The following is a 22,951-nucleotide window of genomic DNA, read 5'->3' on the forward strand; positions in this document are numbered from 1 at the left end:
GTTATTTTGTTAAGTCAAAACTCTGATTTAATAATGAAAATATTTCTTTATTGGATAGATCACTATCCAATAAAATACTAATCCAATGCTCGCGATTCATATGATAAGCAGGAAAAATACCAGATTTTTGTTGTAAAAAATAAGACGCTTCTGGATGAACTTTAACGTTTAAAATATCTAAACGCTGTGCTGCCTTTAACCCTAAACGGTCAGCAGCAACATCCATAACCAAGCCATACCATTTCCTATTCTGAGCATGCCTTAAAATCGCATAATTAGGAAATTTTTTCCATGGATAGTCCGGAACTGTTTTTAAGTGCATTGCTGCATATTTAAACAGACCTTGCCTATCCATAATTTATTTAATGACCATTAATAAGTATCTGTTTGAATAAGCTCGATTTTATATCCATCGGGGTCTTCAACAAAAGCAATCACTGTTGTGCCAAATTTAACAGGTCCTGGCTCTCTAGTCACCTTCCCACCAAATTGACGAACAGCTTCCACCACTTCTTTAATATTATCTACGCCAAGTGCTAAATGCCCAAAACCTGTTCCAATTTCATATGGAACATCATGCCCCCAGTTATAAGTCAATTCAATTTCAGCTTGCCCAGCAGCATTATCATCAAATCCAACGTAAATTAATGTATATTTACCTTCAGGAACCTCTTTACGACGAATTTCTCTCATACCCAAACATTGATAGAATGCTAAGCTTTTGTCCAAATTATGAACACGAATCATTGTGTGAAGATATGTAACCATTTTGTTTCTCTTTCATTTTAAATATTTTTGCTTAAAGGTTTCTGGATTATAACTTAACAAAAATATCTCTTTTTCATCAGCTAAGCGAATAACCTCTTCTTGATGCACGATTAATGTTCCTCCTGCTTCAAAAGCTATTCCTCTTAATCCAGATTCTGAAGCTCTTATAACCGTTTGAGGGCCAATTGTTGGCATATCTGCCCTTCTCTCTTGGTCTGGTTTCACTTGTTTGATTAAAATAGCACCTAAGCCAGGCTGCTGACAATGCTTTGCACGCTGCAACATAGAATCAGTGCCTTCCATAGCTTCTACAGCAATGACCAAATTATTTTGAACAATACAGCCTTGCCCAATGTCTAAACGCCCTAAAACCTGGTTAACCTCTATTCCCTTGGCAATGTCGTGTAACCCTTGGATATCAGGTTTCATTTTACCAAATACACCTTCATGAACAGGATCTAGAAATTCATGTGCTCCACGAACGGTGAATCCTTCCTCGCTAAAGACACGAACCAACGCGGCCAATAATCCATCATCACCAGAAAATAAAGCTTTGCCTATCCGAGCAAGAATTTTTGCACCTTCTGCATCAGGACGCATGTCACGCCAAGACGGACGCTTTACAGGGCCGATTAAAACAATATCTTCGCAATGATGCTCACGCAGTGAAGATAAAATACGTCCTGCTGCTGCCAAACGTATATATTCATGAGGCCATTTCTCAACGACCTCAGATTCTGCAAAATCCTGAAAACCAACAATAAAAACAGGGCGCCCCATAGCAAAAACAGCCTCTGCAACTTTACCTGGAAGAGGCCCTCCTCCAGCTAAAATCCCAACGGCTGTTTTCTTTTGCATAAGCTGATCTTGCATCGAAATACTTTTTTATCCTTCTTTTTCAGAAGAGGAAATCGAACGACCTACTTTAACCAACCCTCTACGACTTGGCTGCTCAATAAAATCAATAATTTCTTGAACACGATCACTATGGCCAAATTTATCTTTGACAGCCTGCAAACGCTCTTCAAAAACACATGTTTGGTTCTCTTCTCTTGGAAACAATGTACGATAAACATGCCTTAAAACATGAAGTTCTTCATTTTGAACCCCATTACGTTTTAACCATATCCAATGCATACCCACTAAACGAGCACGATTACCTAGAACACTACCATAAGGGATTACATCAGATTCAACGCCAGTTACACCACCAACTAATGCAGCCTTACCGATTCTAACAAACTGATGAATAGCCGCAGAACCCATTACTCTAGCATCGTCATCAATATGAACATGTCCACCTAAAACAACATTGTTCACGATGATCACACGATTACCCAAATGACAATCATGAGCAATATGAGAGTTAACCATTAACAAACAGTCAGAACCAACGGTCGTAATTCCGTCCCCAGATTCTGTTCCACGATGAATAGTTACTTGTTCACGAACAACAGTTCTACTACCAATTATACAACGTGTTGGCTCGCCTTTATATTTCAAATCTTGTGGTGCTAATCCAATCGTAGAAAAAGGATAATACACAGAATCTTTACCAAGCGTTGTATGTCCATCAACAACAACATTAGCAATTAATTTTACACCATCTTCGATAATGACGTCAGGCCCTACAGAGCACCAAGGACCAATAGTAACCCCACGTCCTATTTTTGCTCCAGAAGCAATAATCGCAGATGGATGAATTTCACTATCGCTCATCGTAGCGTCTACGGCATCTACCATAATTCTCTCCATCTTTTCATATATTGTATAGACGTTATATATGTTGTACCAACATAATTACGGTCAATCATTATCCCATAATCATAGCACTGAAGATCGCCTCTGCAACAGAAACACCTTCAACTTTAGCAACACCACGGAATTTCCATACATTGGCTCGTTGACGTTCTTTTACAACATCAATATGAATTTGATCTCCTGGGCCAACAGGACGTCTAAACTTAGCATTATCAATCGTCATAAAGTAAACAAGTTTACCTTCGAACTCTTTACCTAATGTTTTCACAACCAGTACAGCTGCGGTTTGTGCCATTGCTTCAATAATTAAAACACCAGGCATTACTGGACGAGAAGGAAAATGTCCTTGGAAAAAATTCTCATTTACTGAAACATTTTTAATTCCAGTTGCAGATAATCCTTTTCTTACATTGATCATACGATCAATAAGTAAAAAAGGATATCTATGTGGAATAGCACTCATAATCCCTTCAATATCAATTAAAGGAAGGTCGATTGCTACATTTTGTTCCTCTGGTGAATCACCGGTTTTATTTGCTTCTATGCTCACTTTATTAACCACTTAAAATTATATAGTTTTTACAGTTCTCTATTTATACTGATTTTACTAAAATCATCAATTCACTTTTAAGGCTATTCTTTACCTTTTGATGTTTTTGCTAATCGTCTCAAAAATGCAACATTCTTAAAGAACTCTTTAAAAGGCATCGCTGGACTACCAATTACATCAGACTTAGCCTCTACATCTGACATAACCCCACATTGTGCGCCAACTCTGGCACGGTCACCAATATGAATATGACCAATCAATCCAGCTTGTGCAGCAATCGTTACAAAATCACCCAACTCTGTTGATCCAGAAATACCAGCTTGAGAAACCACAATACAACAACGACCCATTTGAACATTATGTCCAATTTGAACCAAATTATCTAACCTTGATCCCTCACCAATAATAGTATCCCTTACCGAGCCCCTATCAATGGTTGAATTTGCACCAATTTCGACATCATTTTTCAGAACAACCTTACCGATCTGAGGAATACTGATAAATCCTTGCTCACCAACAGCAAAACCAAAACCATCCTGACCAATTCTGGCACCAGAATATAATGTTACACGATCACCAAGCACAGCATGACTTAAAGAAACATGACTGCCAATACGACAATATTGTCCAATTTGAACGCCTTGCTCAATAACGGTATGTGCACCAACAATACATTCCTTACCAATATGCACGCCCCCCATCACCACAGCAAAAGCTTGAACTTCTGCACTAGGATCAATAGTTGCATCAGGATGTATATAAGCCGTAGGGTGAATACCTGCTTTTGCTTTTACTTTAGGGTAAAATAATGTTGCGACTTTAGCCCATGCTAAATATGGGTTAGAGGTAACCAAAGCACAGCTTGTTGTAGGCACTTTATCAACAAAAGCTGGCGCAACAATCACCATTCCTGCTTTTGTTTCTGCTAATAACGGTAAATAACGTTTGTTATCCAGAAAGCTGATTTCTGTAGAAATTGCACTTTGTAATGGTGCAATCCCTGAAAATTCAACATTATTTATATCTTGATGAGGTGCTGTGAGTTGAGCACCTGTTTCCCTTACTAAATACTCAACAGTATAAGGGCCAGATTTTGAAAAAAACCGACTGTCACCAGGATGATGATCTTCTTGCTCAATACTCACGTAATACACCTATTCTACTTACTATTTTCCTGTTGGTTCAGGAGCTTTCTTTACAACGCTGCTTGGTTGTTCTTTTTGTGCGGGAGCGTCTGGATTAGCAGTTGTAGGCATAGACCCACTTTTTGCTAACTCTTCAGGATCAACATCAGCGGCAGGAATAAATACAGATGATAATGTCTTATTTAATTCTTTTGCAACTTCATTGGTAATATCCAGTTCGTTCACACTTAAAGCAACTTGCTCACGATGTAACACTAAGTTCATATTATGACTTGCAGCAACATTTTGAATTAACTGAATTAATTCACGCTCTACTTGACCAAAAGCAACTTGTGCTGCTTCTTGAATAATACGGCTACGGTTACGAAAATCTTTTTGTGCATTCAATACGCGAGCTTGTAATTTACGTTCACGAGATTGGATTTGATCTGCTGTCATTGTTTTAGCTTTTGCTTGGATCTGCTGTTGTTCAGCTCTCCACGCTTTTTGCTCATTTTGAACATCTTTTTGCAACTGATCACGACGCTCAACCAACACTTTTTCAGCTTCACGTGCAGCAACAGATTGACGCATAACATCAGGAACACTGATTACACCAACCATAACAGCTGGTGGAGGATTTCCTTTTGGCAATGCTGCAGCTTTAGGAATTGGAGGCAAAGGCAATATAGGTTGTGCCTGATTTTGCATATCCCCTTGATCTGGGGCACCTTCTTCATCCATAGGAGCTGGTGCAGGAACAACTGCTCGCGGCGCATGTCGCACCTCAGTTTTTTGAGGTGCCGCGGCTTGCTTTGGTTGACTATTCTTAGGGATAAACCAACCATTATTTGCATCTGCTGCTTGTGCTGGTGCAATTGTGCTAGCTATAGAAGGAGCCAACAAAACTCCAGCAACAGCTAAATAAAACCCAAACTTATTAACCATTATTTATCCTTAAAACTGTTGTCCGAATCCAAATCTGAGCAATTGTTTACGATCATGTTTCTCTCTAACCAAAGGCAGAGCAGCATCAACATTTAACAGACCAAATGGACTTTTCCAAGAAACACCTACACCAGTACTAACACGAGGAGACATACTATCCCCATAAACACCGGTATACTTATCACCTGCTGTCGCAGGATTAGTATATTTGTGTTTTACTCTTAACCCATCTAACGCACCCATATCAACAAAATAACGTCCGGTTAATCCAAGGTCTCTAGCAGCTGGCATTGGAAAGTTCACCTGTGCAGAAGCCGTATACATACGACGTCCACCCAAGAAATCTTCTTGATCGTGACCATAAATAGCATGACTTCGCGGCCCAACACCACCATCATAGAAACCTCTAAGGTTATTACCTCCAAGGTAGAAGTTATCGATCACCATGGTATCTTTTTTACTACCCATGTCACCAATATACCCAGCGCCAGCTGTCAAACTTAATGTCCAGTCACGGTTCCCTGTAATCTCATCAAGGGGAATATAGTGAGACACATCAATTTTACCACGATAATATTTAGCATCACCACCAAGACCTGCAATATCACCACCGATCTTAACCATGGATCCTGTATGTGCATTAAAACGTGCATCCCGCGTATCATAAGCAATCGTTGTGCTTAACTGGGACAGTAAAGATGATCCTTTTTGATCTAAAATATAATAAGACGAACGATCCCAAATATCATGAACGCGACGATTAATGATTGAATATGTCCATTGTTGGGAAAGCACGTTATTAAATGCATACCCTAAACGAAAAGAGGCACCATAACGATCTTCACTATAGTTCTGATAGGTTTGGTAACTATTTTGAATATAAAAAACATCAACACCAGCAACCATATTTTTATTCATAAAATATGGGTCTGTAACAGAGAGGTTTACCTGTTTGGCATAATAAGCAGCAGTTCCAGAAATACCAGCATCAACACCTGTACCGAGGAAGTTACGTTGCCTTAAACCAATATTCCCCAATACACCAGAATCTGTTGAGTAACCACCCCCCAAAGAAAATTCACCAGTTGGTTTTTCTTGGACATTTAGTGCCACAGAACGTTTATCAGGAGCAGAACCTTGGGCTTGTTCAACTTTAACTTCTTTAAAATATCCCAAATCCTCTGCTGCCATTTTCATGTATTTTTCAGTGGTGTTTGTATACGGATCATTTTCAGCTACTGGCAACTCACGACGAATAACATTATCTTTTGTTACTGTATTACCATTAATATCAATGCGCTCCACATAAACACGAGGCCCTTCCATCACATCAAATAAGAGGTCAACTCTTTTCTTTTCTGGATTACGTGCGATTTCAGGCCTAACCACAGCAAAAGGATGCCCTTGAGCTTGTAAGTTTTCTTGGATACTTTTAGCTACGTCTTCGATCTCTTTACCATCATAAATTTGACCTTTACGCATCGCAATCATATCTCTAATTTTGTCGGCTTGAACACCTTCAAGATTCGATCTAACGTCAATTTTACCCAAACGATATTGTGGACCTTCACTCATCGTATAAGTAATATAGAATGATTTATGATCAGGAGACAATTCACCTGTTGCATTAATCATTTTAAAATCAACGAAACCATTACGAAGATAAAAACGACGAAGCAATTCTGCATCATATTTTACTCGTTCTGGATTATATTCATCTGCAGAAGACAAAAAGCGATACCAAGCTGTTTCTTTAGAAGAGGTAACTTGCGCCAAGCGTGCTTCACTAAATGCGTGATTACCAACAAAACTTAGCTTTTCAATCGCTGTTTTAGGGCCTTCGTTAATTTTATAAATAACATCTACACGATTTTTTGACAAATGAATGATCTGTGGGGTAACCGTTACAGAATAACGTCCTTTAGCTGCATACATTGCCAAAATATGTTGACGATCTGACGAAATCAGCGCAGGTGAATATACTGCACGCGGCTTTAAAGACGTATATTTAAGAAGATCGCCATCTTTAATCTTACGATTACCTTCAAAAGCGACAATATTTACAACTGGATTCTCTACGACTTTAACTTGCAAATCATTACCAGAGCGATGGAACGTAATATTTTTAAATAACCCTGTTGCATAAAGGGTTTTCAGAGAACGATCCAATAAATCCTTATTAAAAGGATCTCCAGGTTGTGCCAACATATAAGAAAGCACCGTAGGCGTTTCAACACGATCATTCCCAATCACTTGGATCGATTGAATGATACCACCTTGTTTAGTTACGTGTTTACTTACACTCCCTTTCTTCGCATGAGATGAGCTTTTTACAGCTTTTTTCGCATGCGTAGAATGAGATACATTACCTGTCGTTTGCGCGTGCACAGCACTACATACAAACGGAAACATACATACAGAAGCAAACAGCGCCGAACGTTTACCTGACAAATCAGCCACCCTTTTTCACTAATGGAAAACCACCAAATTGCATATCACAAGAGTTTTATACACAAATACAAAATCGTCTTATTTTATTCTTATTTCGTGAGTAACCGTTTTTTATACCTTTTGACAAGTCGTTACTTGCAATAAACCGCATAGAAATTAATTACTGTGACCTGTAAGCCAACGAAACCACGAAAATTGAGAGATATCATTGTAGGTAGAAAATAAAAAAAGCATCAAAATCAAGACAAAACCAATTTGAAATGCTCGTTCCTGTATCGGTTTTGGCACAGGTCGTCTAAAAATAGCTTCAAACGTATAAAATACCAAACGTCCACCATCCAAAACAGGAATCGGAAATAAATTAATTAATCCTAAGCTAATAGACAAAAGCGCCATAAAGCCAACTAAGTCTGCAAAGCCACCTTTAGAAACCTGACCAGACAATTGTGCAATTTTAATCGGCCCACCCAAATCTTTGGCAGAACGTTGCCCTATAATCATTTGACCAAGGCCTTCAACTGTTTTTGCACTTACATCCCATGTTTCTTCTACAGCAGCAACTGCAGCATTACCAACAGACATTGGCTTGCCTTCGATAATATTAGCCCCCAGCTGCACACCTAATAAGCCAATCTTTTTTCCATCTTGTTCTTTGCTGCCAATGATGATGGGTAAGACCATATCTTTACCATCTCTTTTAACCGTGACTGTCGTCGATAAATCGGGGTGTTGCTGAGCAAATAAAACAAGTTTCTCAACACCAGGTTGATTAATATCAGCAATCTTAATAATAGTATCCTTAGTTTGAATACCAGCTTTTGCAGCAGCACTATCTGCTACAATCGCTTGAGCAACAGGATCCCCTAAAGAATGCTTTCCAACAGTTAGAAATAATCCAAAATATAAAATAATCGCCAGTAAAAAGTTAAAAATAGGCCCGGCAGCAATCACAATCGCTCTGCTACCAACCCCTTTACCATGAAATGTTTTGCCAGAGATATAAGTCGCACGTTCCTCTTCACTAACGTCCTCTGGATCTGCAAATCCATGAGGACGAACATACCCCCCCAAAGGAATAGGGCAAAGACGCCACTCTGTTCCAACTTTGTCATGCCAACGATATAAAGGTTTGCCAAAACCAATTGAGAACACATCAACATGCACACCTCGCCAGCGTGCTGCTAAATAATGCCCCAATTCGTGAATAAAAACGAGCACACCTAAAACAAAAACAAATGAGATAATCATTCGTAAGAAGTCATATATAGCCAACATAGACATATCTTTACCCTAAATTTTATTCTTTAATTACATACTGTTACGGTTTTTAATCCATGCTTCAGCATGTTTTCTGGCCTCTTGATCCCAATGAATAACTTCTTGAATGCTATTTGCTTCTGGAGCCCCTAATTTTTGCATAACCGCTTCTACTGATTCAGGAATATCTAAAAATCCAATTTGTTCTTTTAAGAACGCATCAACAGCAACTTCATTTGCAGCAGAAAGAATAGTCGGCGCACATTTACCAGCTTTTAAAGCTTCACGAGATAAGCGTAACGCAGGGAAACGCACTTCATCAGGTGCTTCAAATTCCAACTTTGCAACTTCAGTTAAATTTAAACGATCTACATTTGAATGCATTCTATGAGGCCATGCTAATGTATGCGCAATCGGAATACGCATATCAGGAGCCCCTAATTGTGCAATCATACTGCCATCTTCATACTGTACCATGCTGTGAATGATCGATTGAGGATGAATTAACACATCAATTTTATGCTCTGGCATATCAAACAAACGTGCTGCTTCAATAATTTCCAATCCTTTATTAAACATGCTTGCAGAATCAATAGTGATCTTTGCACCCATCGTCCATGTTGGATGTTTTAATGCTTGTTTTAACGTGACCTTTTTCATGTCTTCCAAAGACGTATTGCGGAAAGGCCCACCAGAAGCTGTTAAAATTATTTTCTCAATAGATTGAATTTGCTTGTCAGCCATAGATTGAAAAATAGCATTATGTTCAGAATCTACAGGCAGCAATGTTGCGCCTGCCTCCTGAACCGCTTTTAACATAACATCACCAGCAGAAACTAAAGCTTCTTTATTCGCTAAAGCAACATACTTACCGTTTTTAACCGCTGCCATGGTTGGTTCTAAACCAATCGCACCCGTAATTGCAGCCATCGTCCAATCAACAGAAATTGCTGCAACTTCTAACACAGCTTGTCGCCCACCACTTACTTTTGTTGAATGTCCTGCTAATAATTCTTTCAATTCTGGCAAATAATGCTCATCAGCAATAACAGCATATTCTGCATTTAATGCAATGGCTTGTTCTGCTAGTTTTTTTACGTTTTTTCCACCAACCAAAGCAATTGTTTTAAATGCAGCGGGATCTTGCAATAGCAAATCAACTGTTGAACATCCAATACTGCCTGTACATCCGAGTATAGAAACCGTTTTCATTCTTTGAATATCCTCTTACACATTTAATCAATTATTTTATTTAAAAAGAGTTAGTGGAATGAATTGAAGTTGTGCTGTCTCTACTTGTTTTGTAGATAACAACTCCCCACCCCATTTAGATAATTTATCATCAGAAGGTAACACACAAGAAACAACTGCAACAAAAATAGAAACAAATATTAAAGCATCAAAACGATCTAATACTCCTCCATGGCCAGGAATAATTTTACCAGAATCTTTAACGCCTAATTCTCTTTTTAACTTACTTTCTAATAAATCACCAATTTGCGCGACAACACCTGTAACCATTGAGAATAATGCACCCCCAATAAAAGCGGTATATAGACCACCACATAAATATCCGACAATCCCACCACCAACACAACCTGCACCAACTAAACCACCAATCGCGCCAGACCATGTTTTGCCAGGAGAAACAGAAGGAATTAATTTTGGCCCACCAAATGTTTTACCTGTTATGTAAGCAAAACTGTCACTTGCAATTACGACAGCAACGATAAAAATAACAGTCCACATTTCAAAATGAGTCATAAAACGTAGCCAAAACAACGAAAGTCCCGAACCACCGATAATGACTGATCCCATCCATAAGCGAGGGCCAAAAACAAAAGGAGCCCATCCAACAATCAAAATTGCTTCCCACCACATCCCGTTCATTGCTGCTGCATAAGCAATCAACGGCCAGATTAAAAAGGCACAAACACGATAATTAGATAGTTTCACCTTAAATAAATTAGCCCACTCAAGAGTCATTGCCACACTAGTTAAGGTCAACAGAAAAATAAAAAACCATCCACCATAAATAATACAAAAAAGGGCAATAGGAATAATGACTAAGGCAGATGCAATACGCAAAGGTAAATCTTGCCAAGAAGATTTAGTTTTATTTGTCACTGATTTTCAATCCTGGCCGAGTACCAAAACGTCGCTCACGGCGAATATAAACACTTAAAATATCATTAAAATGATCTTCGTTAAAATCTGGCCATAATGTTTCGACAAAAATCAGTTCAGCATAAGCAGATTGCCATAATAAAAAATTAGACAAGCGAGATTCGCCACTCGTCCTAACGATCAAATCTGGATCTGGGACATCAGGTGCAAATAAATAATTAGAAAATAAATCTTCTGTTATTTGTTCTGGATCAATCTGTTGCGCTTGAACATCTTGAACAATCCGCTGAACTGCTTGAATAATCTCACCTCGCCCACCATAGGACAACGCTAATGTTAAAATCAAACGAGTATTATTCTTGGTTAACGCTTCAATTTCATCAAATTGTTTCTGTAACTTTGGATCAAAACGCTTACTATCACCAATAATGCGTACACGAACACCTTCTTTGTGCAGCTTACGCGCTTCGAATTTTAAATAAAAGCGTAAAAGAGCTGTTAAATCCGCAACTTCTTCTGGTGTTCGACGCCAGTTTTCAGAAGAGAACGCATAAAGTGTCAACCACTGAATATCATTGCGGATTGCCCCTTGGATACATCGTTTAACAGCTTGCGCCCCTTCTTTATGTCCAGCAACTCTGGGCAAAGATTTTGCCTCTGCCCAACGGCTATTACCATCCATAATAATTGCAACATGCCGAGGCAGAGTGTTTTGACTAGACAATTTTAAACATTCGTCAGAAGGATCCAAAGAAGAAAAAGCCACCATACAATATCAATTCAATCTATAAAACTAGACTTGTTTGATATCACGTTCTTTTTCACTGAAAATTTCATCAATTTTACTTATATATTGGTCTGTAATCTTTTGAATTTCATCAGACCAATCTTTAACATCATCTTTACTGATGTCACCATTTTTTTCTGCCGCTTTGGTTTTATCCATACCGTCACGTCGTACACCACGAACAGAGACTTTTGCTGCTTCAGTATAACGTCCAGCGGCTTTCACCATTTCATTACGGCGTTCTTCTGTCAATTGAGGAATAGGCACACGGATAAGCTGCCCGTCTGGCATAGGATTTAATCCCAATCCACTTTCACGAATAGCCTTATCAACAGCACTCACCATTGTTTTATCCCAAACTTGCACAGCCAACATTCTGGCTTCTGGTGCAGTAATTGATGCAACTTGAGTAATTGGAGTGACACTCCCATAAGCTTCAACACGAATAGGTTCTAACAAAGCAGCTGTTGCACGGCCAGAACGTAAACCCGCCAAGTCATGCTTAAAAGAATCAATCGCACTATTCATACGACGTTCTATATCTTTTTTAAGGCTCTCAATATCATCAACCACAGAATAAATCCTTGTATTTTAAACTAACTATTTCCAGTGTCACTGATTAATCCTCAGAAACAACCACCTTTGTAAATATGCCCTCATTACGTAAAACACGACTGAAATTACCTTTTTCATGAACATCAAATACAATAATCGGTAATTCATTATCACGAGCTAAACTTAACGCTGTCGCATCCATAACATTCAATCCTTTTGACAACGCCTCAGTATAAGTCAGGATATCATATCGTTTTGCATCAGGGTTTTTCTTTGGGTCTGAATCATAAACACCATCAACTTGCGTCCCTTTTAACATAAGGTCACAATCCATTTCAATGGCGCGTAATGCTGCTGCTGTATCTGTTGTAAAATAAGGGTTTCCTGTACCTGCTGCAAAGATAACAACATGCCCCTTATCCATATGACGCATGGCTTTATCACGAATATACATTTCAGCAATTTGTGGCATCGAAATTGCAGACATAATATAACTGTCTATATTATGCTGTTGTAAAACACTATTCATCACAACGGCATTAATAACCGTTGCCAACATGCCTGCATAATCACCTTGGACTCTATCCATTCCTTTAGCCGCAGCGGTCATGCCGCGAAAAATATTTCCGCCGCCAATAACCAAGCACACCTCTACTCCAGAATTAGCAACACTTGCCACGTCTTCAGCAATAGCATTCGCAATTTCAGGATCTACACCATACATCCCACGCCCCAACAGGGCCTCTCCGGAAATTTTTAATAACACACGTTTTGGAGTATAGCTTTTTGAAGAAGTCATCATTTTTTCACATCTGGTTTTATATTTGTCGTCGGTAAAGAATATTACAACAGCACAGCTTTTTTTTAAAGTATGAAATCAATTTTATCAAAGTTTCTTACTTAAAAGAAAATTTTAGTCTTCTAAACCAATGGCTTTTAAACGTGCTGTTTCGCTATCCCAGCCCTTACGCTCTTTCACGATCAAGAACAAATGACAATTACGATCTAACAAACGACTTAACTCTTTACGAGCACGCTCTCCGATCATCCGTATTTTTTGCCCTTTGTCCCCAATGATAATGGCTTTATGATTGGCGCGCAAAACATAAATTGTCACATCAATGCGAACTGATCCATCAGGTCTTTCTTTGAAACTTTCTGTTTCAGCTGTTACTGAATAAGGAACCTCTTCATGTGTTTGCATGAAGATTTGCTCTCTAACCAGCTCTGCTGCCAATAAACGATCAGGCAAGTTCGTTAAATCATCTTCTGGATATAACCACGGCCCTTTAGGCAACTCTTCAGCCAAAGAATCTAGCAAATCATCCACACCACTACCTGTTTTGGCGCTTACCATAAAACTCTTTTCAATAGAAAGCATAGAGGTAATTTCTTCAGTTAATGGGAGTAATTTCTGCGGATTAATTTTATCAATTTTATTAAATACCAACCAAATACGACGAGAATTCTCTTTTAAATGATTGATAATATCTCTATTTTCATCTGTCAGCCCAAGGTTTGCATCAATTAATAACAACGTAATATCTGCATCCACAGCACCCGTCCAAGCTGCTGCAACCATAGCTTCATCAAGTTTTCGCTTCGGTTTAAAAATACCAGGGGTATCCATCAACAAAATCTGTGTTTGTTGACGCATCACAATCCCTAAAATACGCATCCGAGTTGTTTGAGCTTTTGGACTGACAATCGATAATTTAGCACCTGCCATTTTATTTAATAAGGTTGACTTACCCGCATTTGGTGCCCCAATCAAAGCCACAAACCCACAATGCATATTTTCTATCCTACTTTATTTTTTGTTTTTAATTGAATCTAATTTAATCAGCAAATCTTTTGCAGCAGCGCTCTCAGCAGCGCGCTTATTACGCCCTTCACCACGCCCCTCGTAATTTTTTGCAACGACTTTAATCACAAAAATTGGTGTATGAGATGGCCCCTCTTGAGAAACCAATTCGTAAACAGGCAAAGGTAACCCTCTAGCTAAAACCCATTCTTGTAATGCTGTTTTTGAATCTTTAGGAGGTAAAGGTTGAGATTCAATAATCTTTGCCCATACTTTATGAACTAATTTTTGAACAGGGTTTAAGCCACCATCCAAATACATCGCTCCTAAGATCGCTTCGACAGCATCTGCCAAAACACTATCTGTATGGTGCACACCAGCCTTTTCTTCATGAGAGGCCACATGAATAGCTTCTGAAATATTTAAGATTTCAGCAATCTGAGCCAACACTGTTTTAGAAACAAGATGTGCATGCCTGGGACCTAAATCCCCTTCTTGCTCATTGGGATAACGCTTTAATAACCATTCAGCCATCACCAATCCCAACACTCTATCACCAATAAACTCTAACCGTTCATTAGAGCTTACTCGCTTTACCTTTTTACGAGGCGTCCGATGCTCATAAATCGCAGAGCGATGGGTTAAAGCCTTTTGCAATAGTGCTTTTGATTGAAATGAATATCCAAGCTTACTTTCTAATGTTTTTTCAGAAAAACCAAGTGTCTTTTTTGTATCTAATGTCATTTTACAGTCTTAAACAATCGATTCCAGCGAATTTCTTGAGGCCAATGCCAAATTTGCCATACAGGATACTTACTATCATAAGAGTAAAAAATAAATTGAACTTTTCCAATTAAATTTTCAATCGGCACAAACCCTAAATAATCAGGACTGTCTGCATTATTAAAACGACTATCTGCACTATGATCCCGATTATCGCCCATAGCAAAAAAATAATCCGCAGGAACATGGTAAGGAATTGTATAATTCGGATTAATCCCACCACTCATAAACGTCACATTAGGATCATAATCACCCGTTTTTTCTTGTAAAATTTTATGCTCTACAATGCTACCATCTTTGCGTGGCAAATACTCAGTATATAAATATTCAGTAATCGGATCTGCACCAGGAGCCTCTTGATAAGTATAAGGCCCATCTAAACGACGCTTAACGGGTTGATCATCAATATAAAGAACACCATCCTTAACTTGAATCGTGTCACCAGGCAAACCAATCAACCTTTTAACGTAATAATCAAACGGCGGTTTTGTACTTCTAAATACGACAACATCTCCTCTTTGAGGAGCCGTATACCAAATACGGCCTTTGAAATCCGGTTGTGAAAAGAAAAAAGAATATTTTGAAAAACCATAACTATATTTACTGACGAAAATATAATCCCCAATTAACAACGTGGGAATCATAGAGCCAGACGGAATATTAAAAGGTGCAAACAAAAAGCAACGGACAACGACAATAATCAATGCTGCCCAAAAAACAGTTGAAACCATCTCCATGATTCCACCAGACTTTTTCTTGATCTCTTCTGGAGTTTTATCCATATTATTATTCATATTCTCTTATCAATCAGGTTACTTAAATACATAAATTAAAATTATAATTGCTAGTCAATTCAATTATAACCTCTTTTATCTATTCCTTGTTTGGCAATAATTCAATCATTACTTGTGCAAATGCATAAGGATGTTCATCAGTCATCGTCAACAAAATATTAGATATATATCCATCTTTTCCAAGGCGTTGCAACTGCTTTAATGCTCCATTCGTTAACTTTAAAGAAGGCTGACCACTTGGTAAATTTATTACTTCAATATCGTGATAAAAAACCTCATCATTAAATCCAGTCCCTAATGCTTTCGCACAAGCTTCTTTCGCAGCCCAACGTTTAGCATAAGTCCCTAAACGCGTTTGACCATAACGCCCTTCAGCTTTTTTTATTTCATTAACTGTAAAAATGCGTTGCATAAAGCGTTCACCATGACGCTCTAACACACCTTCAATCCGCCTCATATCACATAAGTCAGAACCTATTCCAACAATCATACCTATCTTCCTTATGCCATAGACCGCTCTACGTGAATGATTCCTTTAACGCCTTGTAGACCCGAAATAATTGAGTTTAAATGATCTACGTCTTTCACTTCCAAATCGAGTAAAATTTCTATAAAATCAATATGACGATTCAGAATTTTGAGATTTAAAATACTTCCATTATGTTGAGCTGCACGGTTTGTAATACTAGCCAAAATATCCGTAACATTTTCACCCACAACCTTTACACGTCCTACATAGTTTTTCTTTGCATCAACATGAGCTAAAACATCATAATCCCAATCCATACTCATAAAACGTTCAGGCATCGATGCATAATTACTGAGCATCGAACAAGATTTACAATGAACAGTAATCCCTTTACCGGTGGCAACAATTCCCACAACGTCGTCCCCAGGCAAAGGATGACAACAGCCAGCAAAATGAACACTAATTCCTTTGGTCATCCCTTTTAAAGGAATCACATTATGCAGATGCGCACCATTACTCGATAAAGAAGACGACGAAGGTGATTTTTTTTCTGTTAATCCAGTAACGAAACGAGGGGCACGTTTCGTCGGACGCAACTCTGGATAAGCAGTATAAACCACATCTTTCGCTAATAAAGCGTTACTACCCACAGCAACATATAAATCTGTTATAGAAGATTGTTTTAATGGTTTCAAAACCGTTTCTAAGATTTTTTGAGACCCATCAATTCCCTCTTGTCGGAAGGCTTTCGCTAATGCAACTCGCCCCGCCTCAATTTTAATTTCTTTTTGTTGACTACTAACAAAATGGCGAATACGCGCCCTAGCCTTACCAGTAACAACAAATCGTTCCCATGACGGAGAAGGATTCCCCTCTCTTGCTGTCATAATCTCAACTTGAGCACCGTTATGTAATTGCTCTCTTAATGGTACCAAACGACCATTAACCTTAGCTCCAACGCAACGATCACCAACTTGACTATGAACTGCATACGCAAAATCAACAGGCGTTGCACCACGAGGAAGCTGTATCAACTCTCCTCTTGGCGTAAAACAAAAAACTAAATCTTGATAAAGTTCTAATTTCGTATTTTCTAAAAACTCATCAGGCGCCGCAGAATCTTCTAAAATATCCAACAGATCCTGAACCCAACGCAATTTTTTAAATTTAGGCGCTGCCTCTCCGACTTCAGCGTTGGCATCCTTACCCGCAACAGGCAGCTGCTTATAAACCCAATGCGACGCAACCCCATTCTCTGCAATATCATGCATTTCTCGAGTGCGGATTTGAATTTCAATTCGTTGATTACGAGGGTGCCTGAGAGTAACCCCAGTATGAATACTTTGATATCCGTTTGCCTTTGGCGTAGAGATATAGTCTTTAAACCGCCCAGCAACAACGGGATAACTGCTATGCACAACCCCTAGGGCCGCATAACAATCCTCTTTCGTATCCACAATAATACGAAATGCCATAATGTCAGATAATTGTTCAAAAGCGACTTGCCTTCTATTCATTTTTTCCCAAATAGAATAACAAGATTTTTCACGACCTGTCGTTTCAACATTACGCAATCCAGCATCTTCACAGATCTCTTTAAGTTCCTGACAAACTTCTTCAACAATATCTGCTCCTTGCCCACGCAAGAAATTTAATCGAGCACGAATGGATGCATCTGCTTCTGGCTCTAAAACAGAAAAAGCAATATTCTGTAATTCCGTTTTAACATTATCCATACCGATACGTTCGGCCAATGGCGCATAAATATCCATGGTCTCACGTGCAATACGTTGCTTACGATCTAACCTTTGAACATAATGTAACGTTCGCATATTATGCAAACGATCAGCTAACTTTACAATTAAAACACGGATATCTTTTGACATTGCCAAAACAAGCTTACGAAAATTTTCCGCCTGTTTTGTTCGGTCTGATTGCAACTCTAAACGAGTTAACTTGGTAACACCATCAACAAGGTCTGCAACAACAACACCAAACTCTTTTTCTAAGAATTCGCGAGTAACTTCTGTATCCTCAATAGTGTCGTGAAGTAATCCTGTGATAATAGAAGTAATATCCACTCTTAAATGTGCTAGAATATTTGCAACGGCAAGAGGGTGAATAATATACGGGGCACCATTATCACGAAACTGCTGTTCGTGGGCCTTAAATGCGACTTGAAACGCTTTTTCGACAAGTGAAAGGTCTAAATCGGGCTCATATTTTCGAATATGCCGAATTAAACCTTCGCAATCAACGTGATCACTTTCACTTAATGTCGTGGGAAGATAAATATTTTCCACTTAACCCCTGATACTGATTATTACCTTAATTTAATCAATTATAAGCATAAAAACCAATATGAAAAGAAGGTTTTTTAAAAATTATCAGATCCCGAACGACGACGGTCAAGTTCACTCATAATCTCATTAATATTTTCAAATGAATTATGAGACATATTCCGTTTTTCTTCTTCAGCAGTCACATCTTGAAGGCCAAAAATATTTTTTTCAGTTGGAATAATATCAACAACCTCTTCATCAATAGGTTCTGGCTCAGGAGCTCTAGCTAATGAACGAATAATATCTGACTTCACAGACTCCAGATCCACTTTTTCTTCAGCAATTTCACGTAAAGCGACAACAGGATTTTTGTCATCATCACGCTCTACCGTCATTGCCTCTCCTCTTGAAAGGTTACGAGCTCTTTGTGCAGCATAAAGAACGAGGTCAAAACGATTAGGAATTTTTTCAATACAATCTTCGACAGTAACGCGTGCCATAAATCTTTAATCTCCAGATTTTAAATCAATCTTGAATATCTAATATAATTTTATAAAAAAATCAAATTTCTTCTTATTTTTCATCCGAATAAAAAGAAATTTCTTGGTTTTCAGGAAGCTCCGCTATTAATTCATCTACACTTTTATGTGAGATCGGATGCCTCCATTGTGGATCGATATCTCTCAAAGGATATAAAACAAAACCTCGTAAATGCAACCTAGGATGCGGAACAATAAGTCTAGGAGAATCATTTATTATTTCGCCATTTACATCCAAAATGTCCAAATCTAAAGGTCGAGCCTCATTAACTTGTTGACGCTCTCTTCCTGCCTCTTTTTCTAGAGCATTCAAGAGCGTTAATAAGACCAAAGGTTCTATTTTTTTTTCTATTGCAATGACACCATTGATATAAAGAGGTTGAGAAGATGCTGGAATTGGACTAGTTTGGTACCAAGAAGATTGTTTAATGCTACATTGTAACTTTTTTGATAAATGATGTACTGCTTCTTGACACATACCATAAGGAGTGTCAGACCAAACGCCTGAAAGGTTACTTCCAACTGCTATAATAATCATATTTTTACTTACACAAATTCGTCACTTGATTGAAACACTTTAAGATTAGCATTATTATACTATCTATAGTTTGATTAACATTAGTTATACCAAAACTTTTCAGCGTTAATTATTTTATTTAGGATTATTTACATGTTTTTTAGAGAAAATGAAAAAGTTTGTCTATTTATCGATGGTGCGAATTTATATTCAGCCTCTCGAAACTTAGGATTTGATGTAGACTATAGAAATCTGTTAGCATTTTTTAGAAAACACTGTAATGTCTTGCGTGCTTATTACTATTCAGCTGTATTAGATACAGAAGAATACTCTCCTCTAAAGCCTCTTACCGACTGGTTGGCTTATAATGGATTCTTTTTAGTTACAAAAAATGCAAGAGAATTCACAGATCAAAATGGTCGTAGAAGAATTAAAGGAAGCATGGATATCGAACTTGCAGTGGATATGATGGAAATTGCACCTCATATTGATCACGCTGTCTTATTCAGTGGTGATGCTGATCTCCGCCGCTTAGTTGAATCCGTGCAAAAACAAGGTGTGCGTGTTACTGTTATTTCATCTGTAAAGACAAACCCTCCAATGGTTGGAGATGAGTTACGTAGACAAGCTGATCAATTTTTAGACCTTGTTGATATTGCACCAGAATTTACACGAAGAAGTGGCGATAACAATACTCAAAACGATATTCCTAACCCAGTTATTCCTTTTACTGAAGAATAAATCTTTTGATGACAATCAACCTGCAACCTGATGTAAATTGTTCTTTATGCCCTCGTTTAGTAGAATATAGAGAAAATAATAAACAATTATATCCAATAGGATGGAACGCGCCTGTCCCTCCTTGGGGAGATCAACATGCCGAGTTTCTGATTGTTGGTCTTGCACCTGGTGTTAAGGGAGCAAATTTAACAGGAAGACCATTCACAGGCGACTATGCAGGAATATTACTCTATAACACTCTAATAAAATATAACTTCGCTACTGGCACTTATAATGCAGACCCTAATGACGGATTAACACTTAAAAATTGTAGAATTATTAATGCAGTTCGATGCGTCCCACCAGAGAATAAACCAACTTCTCTAGAAGAAAAAACTTGCCGCCCATTTTTACTCAAAGAAATACAGAATATGCCTAAGTTAAAAATAATCTTAACTTTAGGTGTTATTGCCCATAAAAATATTTTAGCCTGCTTTGGGCGCCCAGTAACAAGTATTCCCTTTAAACATGGACAATTTTTTCAAAACAATGAGAAAATAACTATCGTCAACAGCTATCATGTCTCTCGTTACAATACTAGTACAGGAAAACTTACAACAGTAATGTTCGAAGACGTTGTTTTTTCTATCCAAAAATACCTAAAATCTACTTAGTTACTTTTTTAAAATTTTTTTATAAATAATGATACCGACTAAACCTACCATTAACAAAATATATACAATGAATGGTGAGATCGTTAATATTGCTTCTACGGTCATTTACTTCTACTTAAACATAACAAACACAACGTTTCTTTATTCATACCCTGATAATTCATAATTTAACAGTAGATATTTTATAATCTTATTGATAATAATAATCATTATTATTTTTAAGCGACTATATTTTATGAATAAAAAAACACTTTCTTTTTTTAGAATCTGCCATCAATGGATTGGTTTAATTGGGGGATGGTTCTTATTTCTTATCTTTATCTCTGGCACTATTTCTATTTTTGATAAAGAAATAACGCAGTGGATGCAACCAGAGCTGGGACAACACCCCATAGCAAAAACCATCTCCAGCAAGGCGCTTAATCAATCTTTTGCTAGCTGGGAGAAATATAAACATATTCACAAAAACTTAATTGCACTGCCCACTGATAGAGACCCTTATATCAGAGTTCTACATTTTCAAGATAATATGTTACAAGGGGTTGTGATTGATCCACGAGAGGGAAACATCCTTCCTGTTCGTGCAACAGGTGGTGGATATTTTATTGATAGTCTTCATAATAATTTATTTATCGGCCGCTATATCGGTGGCGCCATTGTATTAATCATTGGCATTGCTTTTTTATTAGTCTTAATCAGCGGTGTTATTATTTACCTTCCGACTTTGATCAAAAACGCTTTCTTTATTTATCATAAACCTACAACCTTACGATTTAAATCTGATATTCATACGATTACAGGCTTATTCTTCTTACCTTTTCTTTTTATCGTTTGTATCAGTGGCATCTTATTTTTGGCTCCTCGTTACATGCCAAATGGTGCACCTCCTCCAATATCTACACCTCCAAAACAAGCAGCAATCAAACAACAACCTCCTGAATTACTACCTTTACTAAAAAAAGCTGAAACGCATTTTAATTCGATGCCCAGCTCAATTGTCTTTACAAAAAAAGAAATTAAGTTCTTTGAGGGTGATCAGCAACATATTGCACGCTTTAAAAATTATATTTCTTTTGATAAGAAAACAGGCCAACCAACCTCTTCTTCGACAAACATAACTCCTTTGACTTTACTGAATAAAACACTTTTAAGAATCCATACCGTCAGAGCTGGCGACATCTTACTACGTATAGTTTTTGCGACAATGGGGTTATTTAGCAGCATTTTAATCGCTTATGGCTTATTATTTTACAGTCAGAAAAAAAGGAATAGCCAGCTATCGACACGCTCAATCCCTCGTCTTTATGTCGATAAAACTATTGAAGGGATTAATATTGGGATCATTATGGGTTCTCTTATCGCTATTACCACATTATTATGGCTTAACCGATTACTTCCCGTATCACTTACTGACCGAATGCACTGGGAAATCAGAGGATTCTTTATTACTTTTTTCTTAATTATATGCTGTGGAATTATTGCTTCATTATGCGATAAAATAAAATTAGTATGGATCAGCTTAATGGGCATTCTGTCTAGTTTATGCCTATTTTTACCGTTCCTAGACTATATACAAACAGGCAGATATCTTAACGCTGCAATCAATAATCATAATTATTTATATGTAACGATCGATGCGATTATTTTTCTATTTGGAGTTGTTTTTCTGCGGTTGTATTTTTACATTCAAAAGAAAGGAAAAAACTAATGTTTATCTTGGTTTTTATCATTAATTTCCTCAGTTTATTCTTTCTTATTTGCGCTTTAAATATCATTAGAGCACGTTATAAACTCACAGAGAATTCTTTAATGGAAAGTGTCATCTATAAAAGTGGTTTTACTTTATTTAACGTTATCAGCCTGCTTTTATGTTTATATTACTGGTCTAATCCAGGGTGGTTAATTTGGATTAATTTGACCTCTATTAATGCCCTTATTATGGCTTTATGCTTAGGTTTTTATCCACAATTGTATACTAAATGGATGAAATTATTTCATTGTAATCAAGCACCTAAATAGCGCCTGATTACAATATTAATAA

25 protein-coding genes are annotated in these 22,951 nt (G+C 37.6%); 4 read left to right on the plus strand and 21 right to left on the minus strand.

What is annotated here, in order from left to right:
* Position 1: 1 nt before the first annotated feature.
* The 21 genes from CIN_RS05370 to folK form a co-directional block, all read right to left on the minus strand.
* On the minus strand, positions 2 to 355 hold the full coding sequence (locus CIN_RS05370; RefSeq protein WP_040364006.1) for an MmcQ/YjbR family DNA-binding protein: 354 nt from the start codon (positions 353 to 355) through the stop codon (positions 2 to 4).
* Between the two features lie 17 nt (positions 356 to 372).
* On the minus strand, positions 373 to 768 hold the full coding sequence (gloA, locus tag CIN_RS05375) for a lactoylglutathione lyase (RefSeq protein ID WP_040364007.1): 396 nt from the start codon (positions 766 to 768) through the stop codon (positions 373 to 375).
* Between the two features lie 12 nt (positions 769 to 780).
* A complete protein-coding gene (locus CIN_RS05380) occupies positions 781 to 1,626 on the minus strand; it encodes an LpxI family protein (RefSeq protein ID WP_040364087.1) in 846 nt (281 codons plus the stop codon).
* A gap of 27 nt (positions 1,627 to 1,653) precedes the next feature.
* Positions 1,654 to 2,511: an acyl-ACP--UDP-N-acetylglucosamine O-acyltransferase gene (lpxA, locus tag CIN_RS05385; RefSeq protein ID WP_040364008.1), complete on the minus strand. Its 858-nt coding sequence runs from the start codon at positions 2,509 to 2,511 to the stop codon at positions 1,654 to 1,656.
* 70 nt (positions 2,512 to 2,581) lie between these two features.
* The gene (gene fabZ / locus CIN_RS05390; protein ID WP_245527826.1) at positions 2,582 to 3,025 is read right to left on the minus strand and encodes a 3-hydroxyacyl-ACP dehydratase FabZ; all 444 of its coding nucleotides are present in this window, start codon (positions 3,023 to 3,025) and stop codon (positions 2,582 to 2,584) included.
* A gap of 137 nt (positions 3,026 to 3,162) precedes the next feature.
* Entirely contained in the window at positions 3,163 to 4,224 is a 1,062-nt protein-coding gene (gene lpxD, locus CIN_RS05395; protein ID WP_008854048.1) for a UDP-3-O-(3-hydroxymyristoyl)glucosamine N-acyltransferase, read from the minus strand.
* 21 nt (positions 4,225 to 4,245) lie between these two features.
* Positions 4,246 to 5,151: an OmpH family outer membrane protein gene (locus CIN_RS05400; protein ID WP_008854049.1), complete on the minus strand. Its 906-nt coding sequence runs from the start codon at positions 5,149 to 5,151 to the stop codon at positions 4,246 to 4,248.
* A gap of 9 nt (positions 5,152 to 5,160) precedes the next feature.
* The gene (gene bamA / locus CIN_RS05405) at positions 5,161 to 7,563 is read right to left on the minus strand and encodes an outer membrane protein assembly factor BamA (RefSeq protein ID WP_083813364.1); all 2,403 of its coding nucleotides are present in this window, start codon (positions 7,561 to 7,563) and stop codon (positions 5,161 to 5,163) included.
* A gap of 195 nt (positions 7,564 to 7,758) precedes the next feature.
* Entirely contained in the window at positions 7,759 to 8,883 is a 1,125-nt protein-coding gene (gene rseP / locus CIN_RS05410; RefSeq protein ID WP_245527823.1) for an RIP metalloprotease RseP, read from the minus strand.
* A gap of 27 nt (positions 8,884 to 8,910) precedes the next feature.
* Positions 8,911 to 10,071 carry a 1-deoxy-D-xylulose-5-phosphate reductoisomerase gene (gene dxr / locus CIN_RS05415; protein ID WP_008854052.1) on the minus strand — a complete coding sequence of 387 codons (1,161 nt, stop codon included), beginning with the start codon at positions 10,069 to 10,071 and terminating at the stop codon, positions 8,911 to 8,913.
* A gap of 36 nt (positions 10,072 to 10,107) precedes the next feature.
* Positions 10,108 to 10,986, minus strand: coding sequence for a phosphatidate cytidylyltransferase (locus CIN_RS05420; RefSeq protein ID WP_008854053.1), 879 nt, complete (start codon positions 10,984 to 10,986; stop codon positions 10,108 to 10,110).
* Positions 10,976 to 11,755 (minus strand): polyprenyl diphosphate synthase, encoded by a 780-nt coding sequence (uppS, locus tag CIN_RS05425; protein ID WP_008854054.1) that lies wholly within the window; start codon positions 11,753 to 11,755, stop codon positions 10,976 to 10,978. Before uppS ends, CIN_RS05420 begins: the two co-directional genes overlap by 11 nt.
* Before the next feature lie 24 nt (positions 11,756 to 11,779).
* A complete protein-coding gene (frr, locus tag CIN_RS05430) occupies positions 11,780 to 12,301 on the minus strand; it encodes a ribosome recycling factor (RefSeq protein WP_050798385.1) in 522 nt (173 codons plus the stop codon).
* A 91-nt stretch (positions 12,302 to 12,392) separates the two neighbouring features.
* Positions 12,393 to 13,130, minus strand: a complete 738-nt coding sequence (gene pyrH, locus CIN_RS05435; protein WP_008854056.1) for a UMP kinase — start codon at positions 13,128 to 13,130, stop codon at positions 12,393 to 12,395.
* Between the two features lie 111 nt (positions 13,131 to 13,241).
* The gene (era, locus tag CIN_RS05440; protein WP_008854057.1) at positions 13,242 to 14,123 is read right to left on the minus strand and encodes a GTPase Era; all 882 of its coding nucleotides are present in this window, start codon (positions 14,121 to 14,123) and stop codon (positions 13,242 to 13,244) included.
* Between the two features lie 15 nt (positions 14,124 to 14,138).
* The gene (gene rnc / locus CIN_RS05445) at positions 14,139 to 14,876 is read right to left on the minus strand and encodes a ribonuclease III (protein ID WP_008854058.1); all 738 of its coding nucleotides are present in this window, start codon (positions 14,874 to 14,876) and stop codon (positions 14,139 to 14,141) included.
* Positions 14,873 to 15,697, minus strand: coding sequence for a signal peptidase I (lepB, locus tag CIN_RS05450; protein WP_008854059.1), 825 nt, complete (start codon positions 15,695 to 15,697; stop codon positions 14,873 to 14,875). Before lepB ends, rnc begins: the two co-directional genes overlap by 4 nt.
* Positions 15,698 to 15,788: 91 nt before the next feature.
* Positions 15,789 to 16,199: a holo-ACP synthase gene (acpS, locus tag CIN_RS05455; RefSeq protein ID WP_008854060.1), complete on the minus strand. Its 411-nt coding sequence runs from the start codon at positions 16,197 to 16,199 to the stop codon at positions 15,789 to 15,791.
* Between the two features lie 11 nt (positions 16,200 to 16,210).
* A complete protein-coding gene (locus CIN_RS05460) occupies positions 16,211 to 18,481 on the minus strand; it encodes a RelA/SpoT family protein (protein WP_008854061.1) in 2,271 nt (756 codons plus the stop codon).
* A gap of 74 nt (positions 18,482 to 18,555) precedes the next feature.
* The gene (rpoZ, locus tag CIN_RS05465) at positions 18,556 to 18,960 is read right to left on the minus strand and encodes a DNA-directed RNA polymerase subunit omega (RefSeq protein WP_008854062.1); all 405 of its coding nucleotides are present in this window, start codon (positions 18,958 to 18,960) and stop codon (positions 18,556 to 18,558) included.
* Positions 18,961 to 19,033: 73 nt separating this feature from the next.
* Positions 19,034 to 19,537 carry a 2-amino-4-hydroxy-6-hydroxymethyldihydropteridine diphosphokinase gene (folK, locus tag CIN_RS05470; RefSeq protein WP_008854063.1) on the minus strand — a complete coding sequence of 168 codons (504 nt, stop codon included), beginning with the start codon at positions 19,535 to 19,537 and terminating at the stop codon, positions 19,034 to 19,036.
* 132 nt (positions 19,538 to 19,669) lie between these two features.
* Between folK and CIN_RS05475 the strand changes: the two genes are divergently transcribed.
* The 4 genes from CIN_RS05475 to CIN_RS05490 all read left to right on the plus strand — a co-directional run bounded on the left by CIN_RS05475 (position 19,670) and on the right by CIN_RS05490 (position 22,929).
* Entirely contained in the window at positions 19,670 to 20,257 is a 588-nt protein-coding gene (locus CIN_RS05475; protein WP_040364010.1) for a LabA-like NYN domain-containing protein, read from the plus strand.
* Positions 20,258 to 20,265: 8 nt separating this feature from the next.
* Positions 20,266 to 20,910: a uracil-DNA glycosylase gene (locus CIN_RS05480; RefSeq protein ID WP_008854065.1), complete on the plus strand. Its 645-nt coding sequence runs from the start codon at positions 20,266 to 20,268 to the stop codon at positions 20,908 to 20,910.
* A 235-nt stretch (positions 20,911 to 21,145) separates the two neighbouring features.
* A complete protein-coding gene (locus tag CIN_RS05485; RefSeq protein ID WP_008854066.1) occupies positions 21,146 to 22,618 on the plus strand; it encodes a PepSY-associated TM helix domain-containing protein in 1,473 nt (490 codons plus the stop codon).
* Complete coding sequence (locus CIN_RS05490; protein ID WP_040364011.1) at positions 22,618 to 22,929, plus strand: hypothetical protein; 312 nt, start codon at positions 22,618 to 22,620, stop codon at positions 22,927 to 22,929. Before CIN_RS05485 ends, CIN_RS05490 begins: the two co-directional genes overlap by 1 nt.
* Positions 22,930 to 22,951 lie beyond the last annotated feature (22 nt).

Origin of the sequence: Commensalibacter intestini A911, assembly GCF_000231445.1 — a bacterium.
Taxonomy (GTDB): domain Bacteria; phylum Pseudomonadota; class Alphaproteobacteria; order Acetobacterales; family Acetobacteraceae; genus Commensalibacter; species Commensalibacter intestini.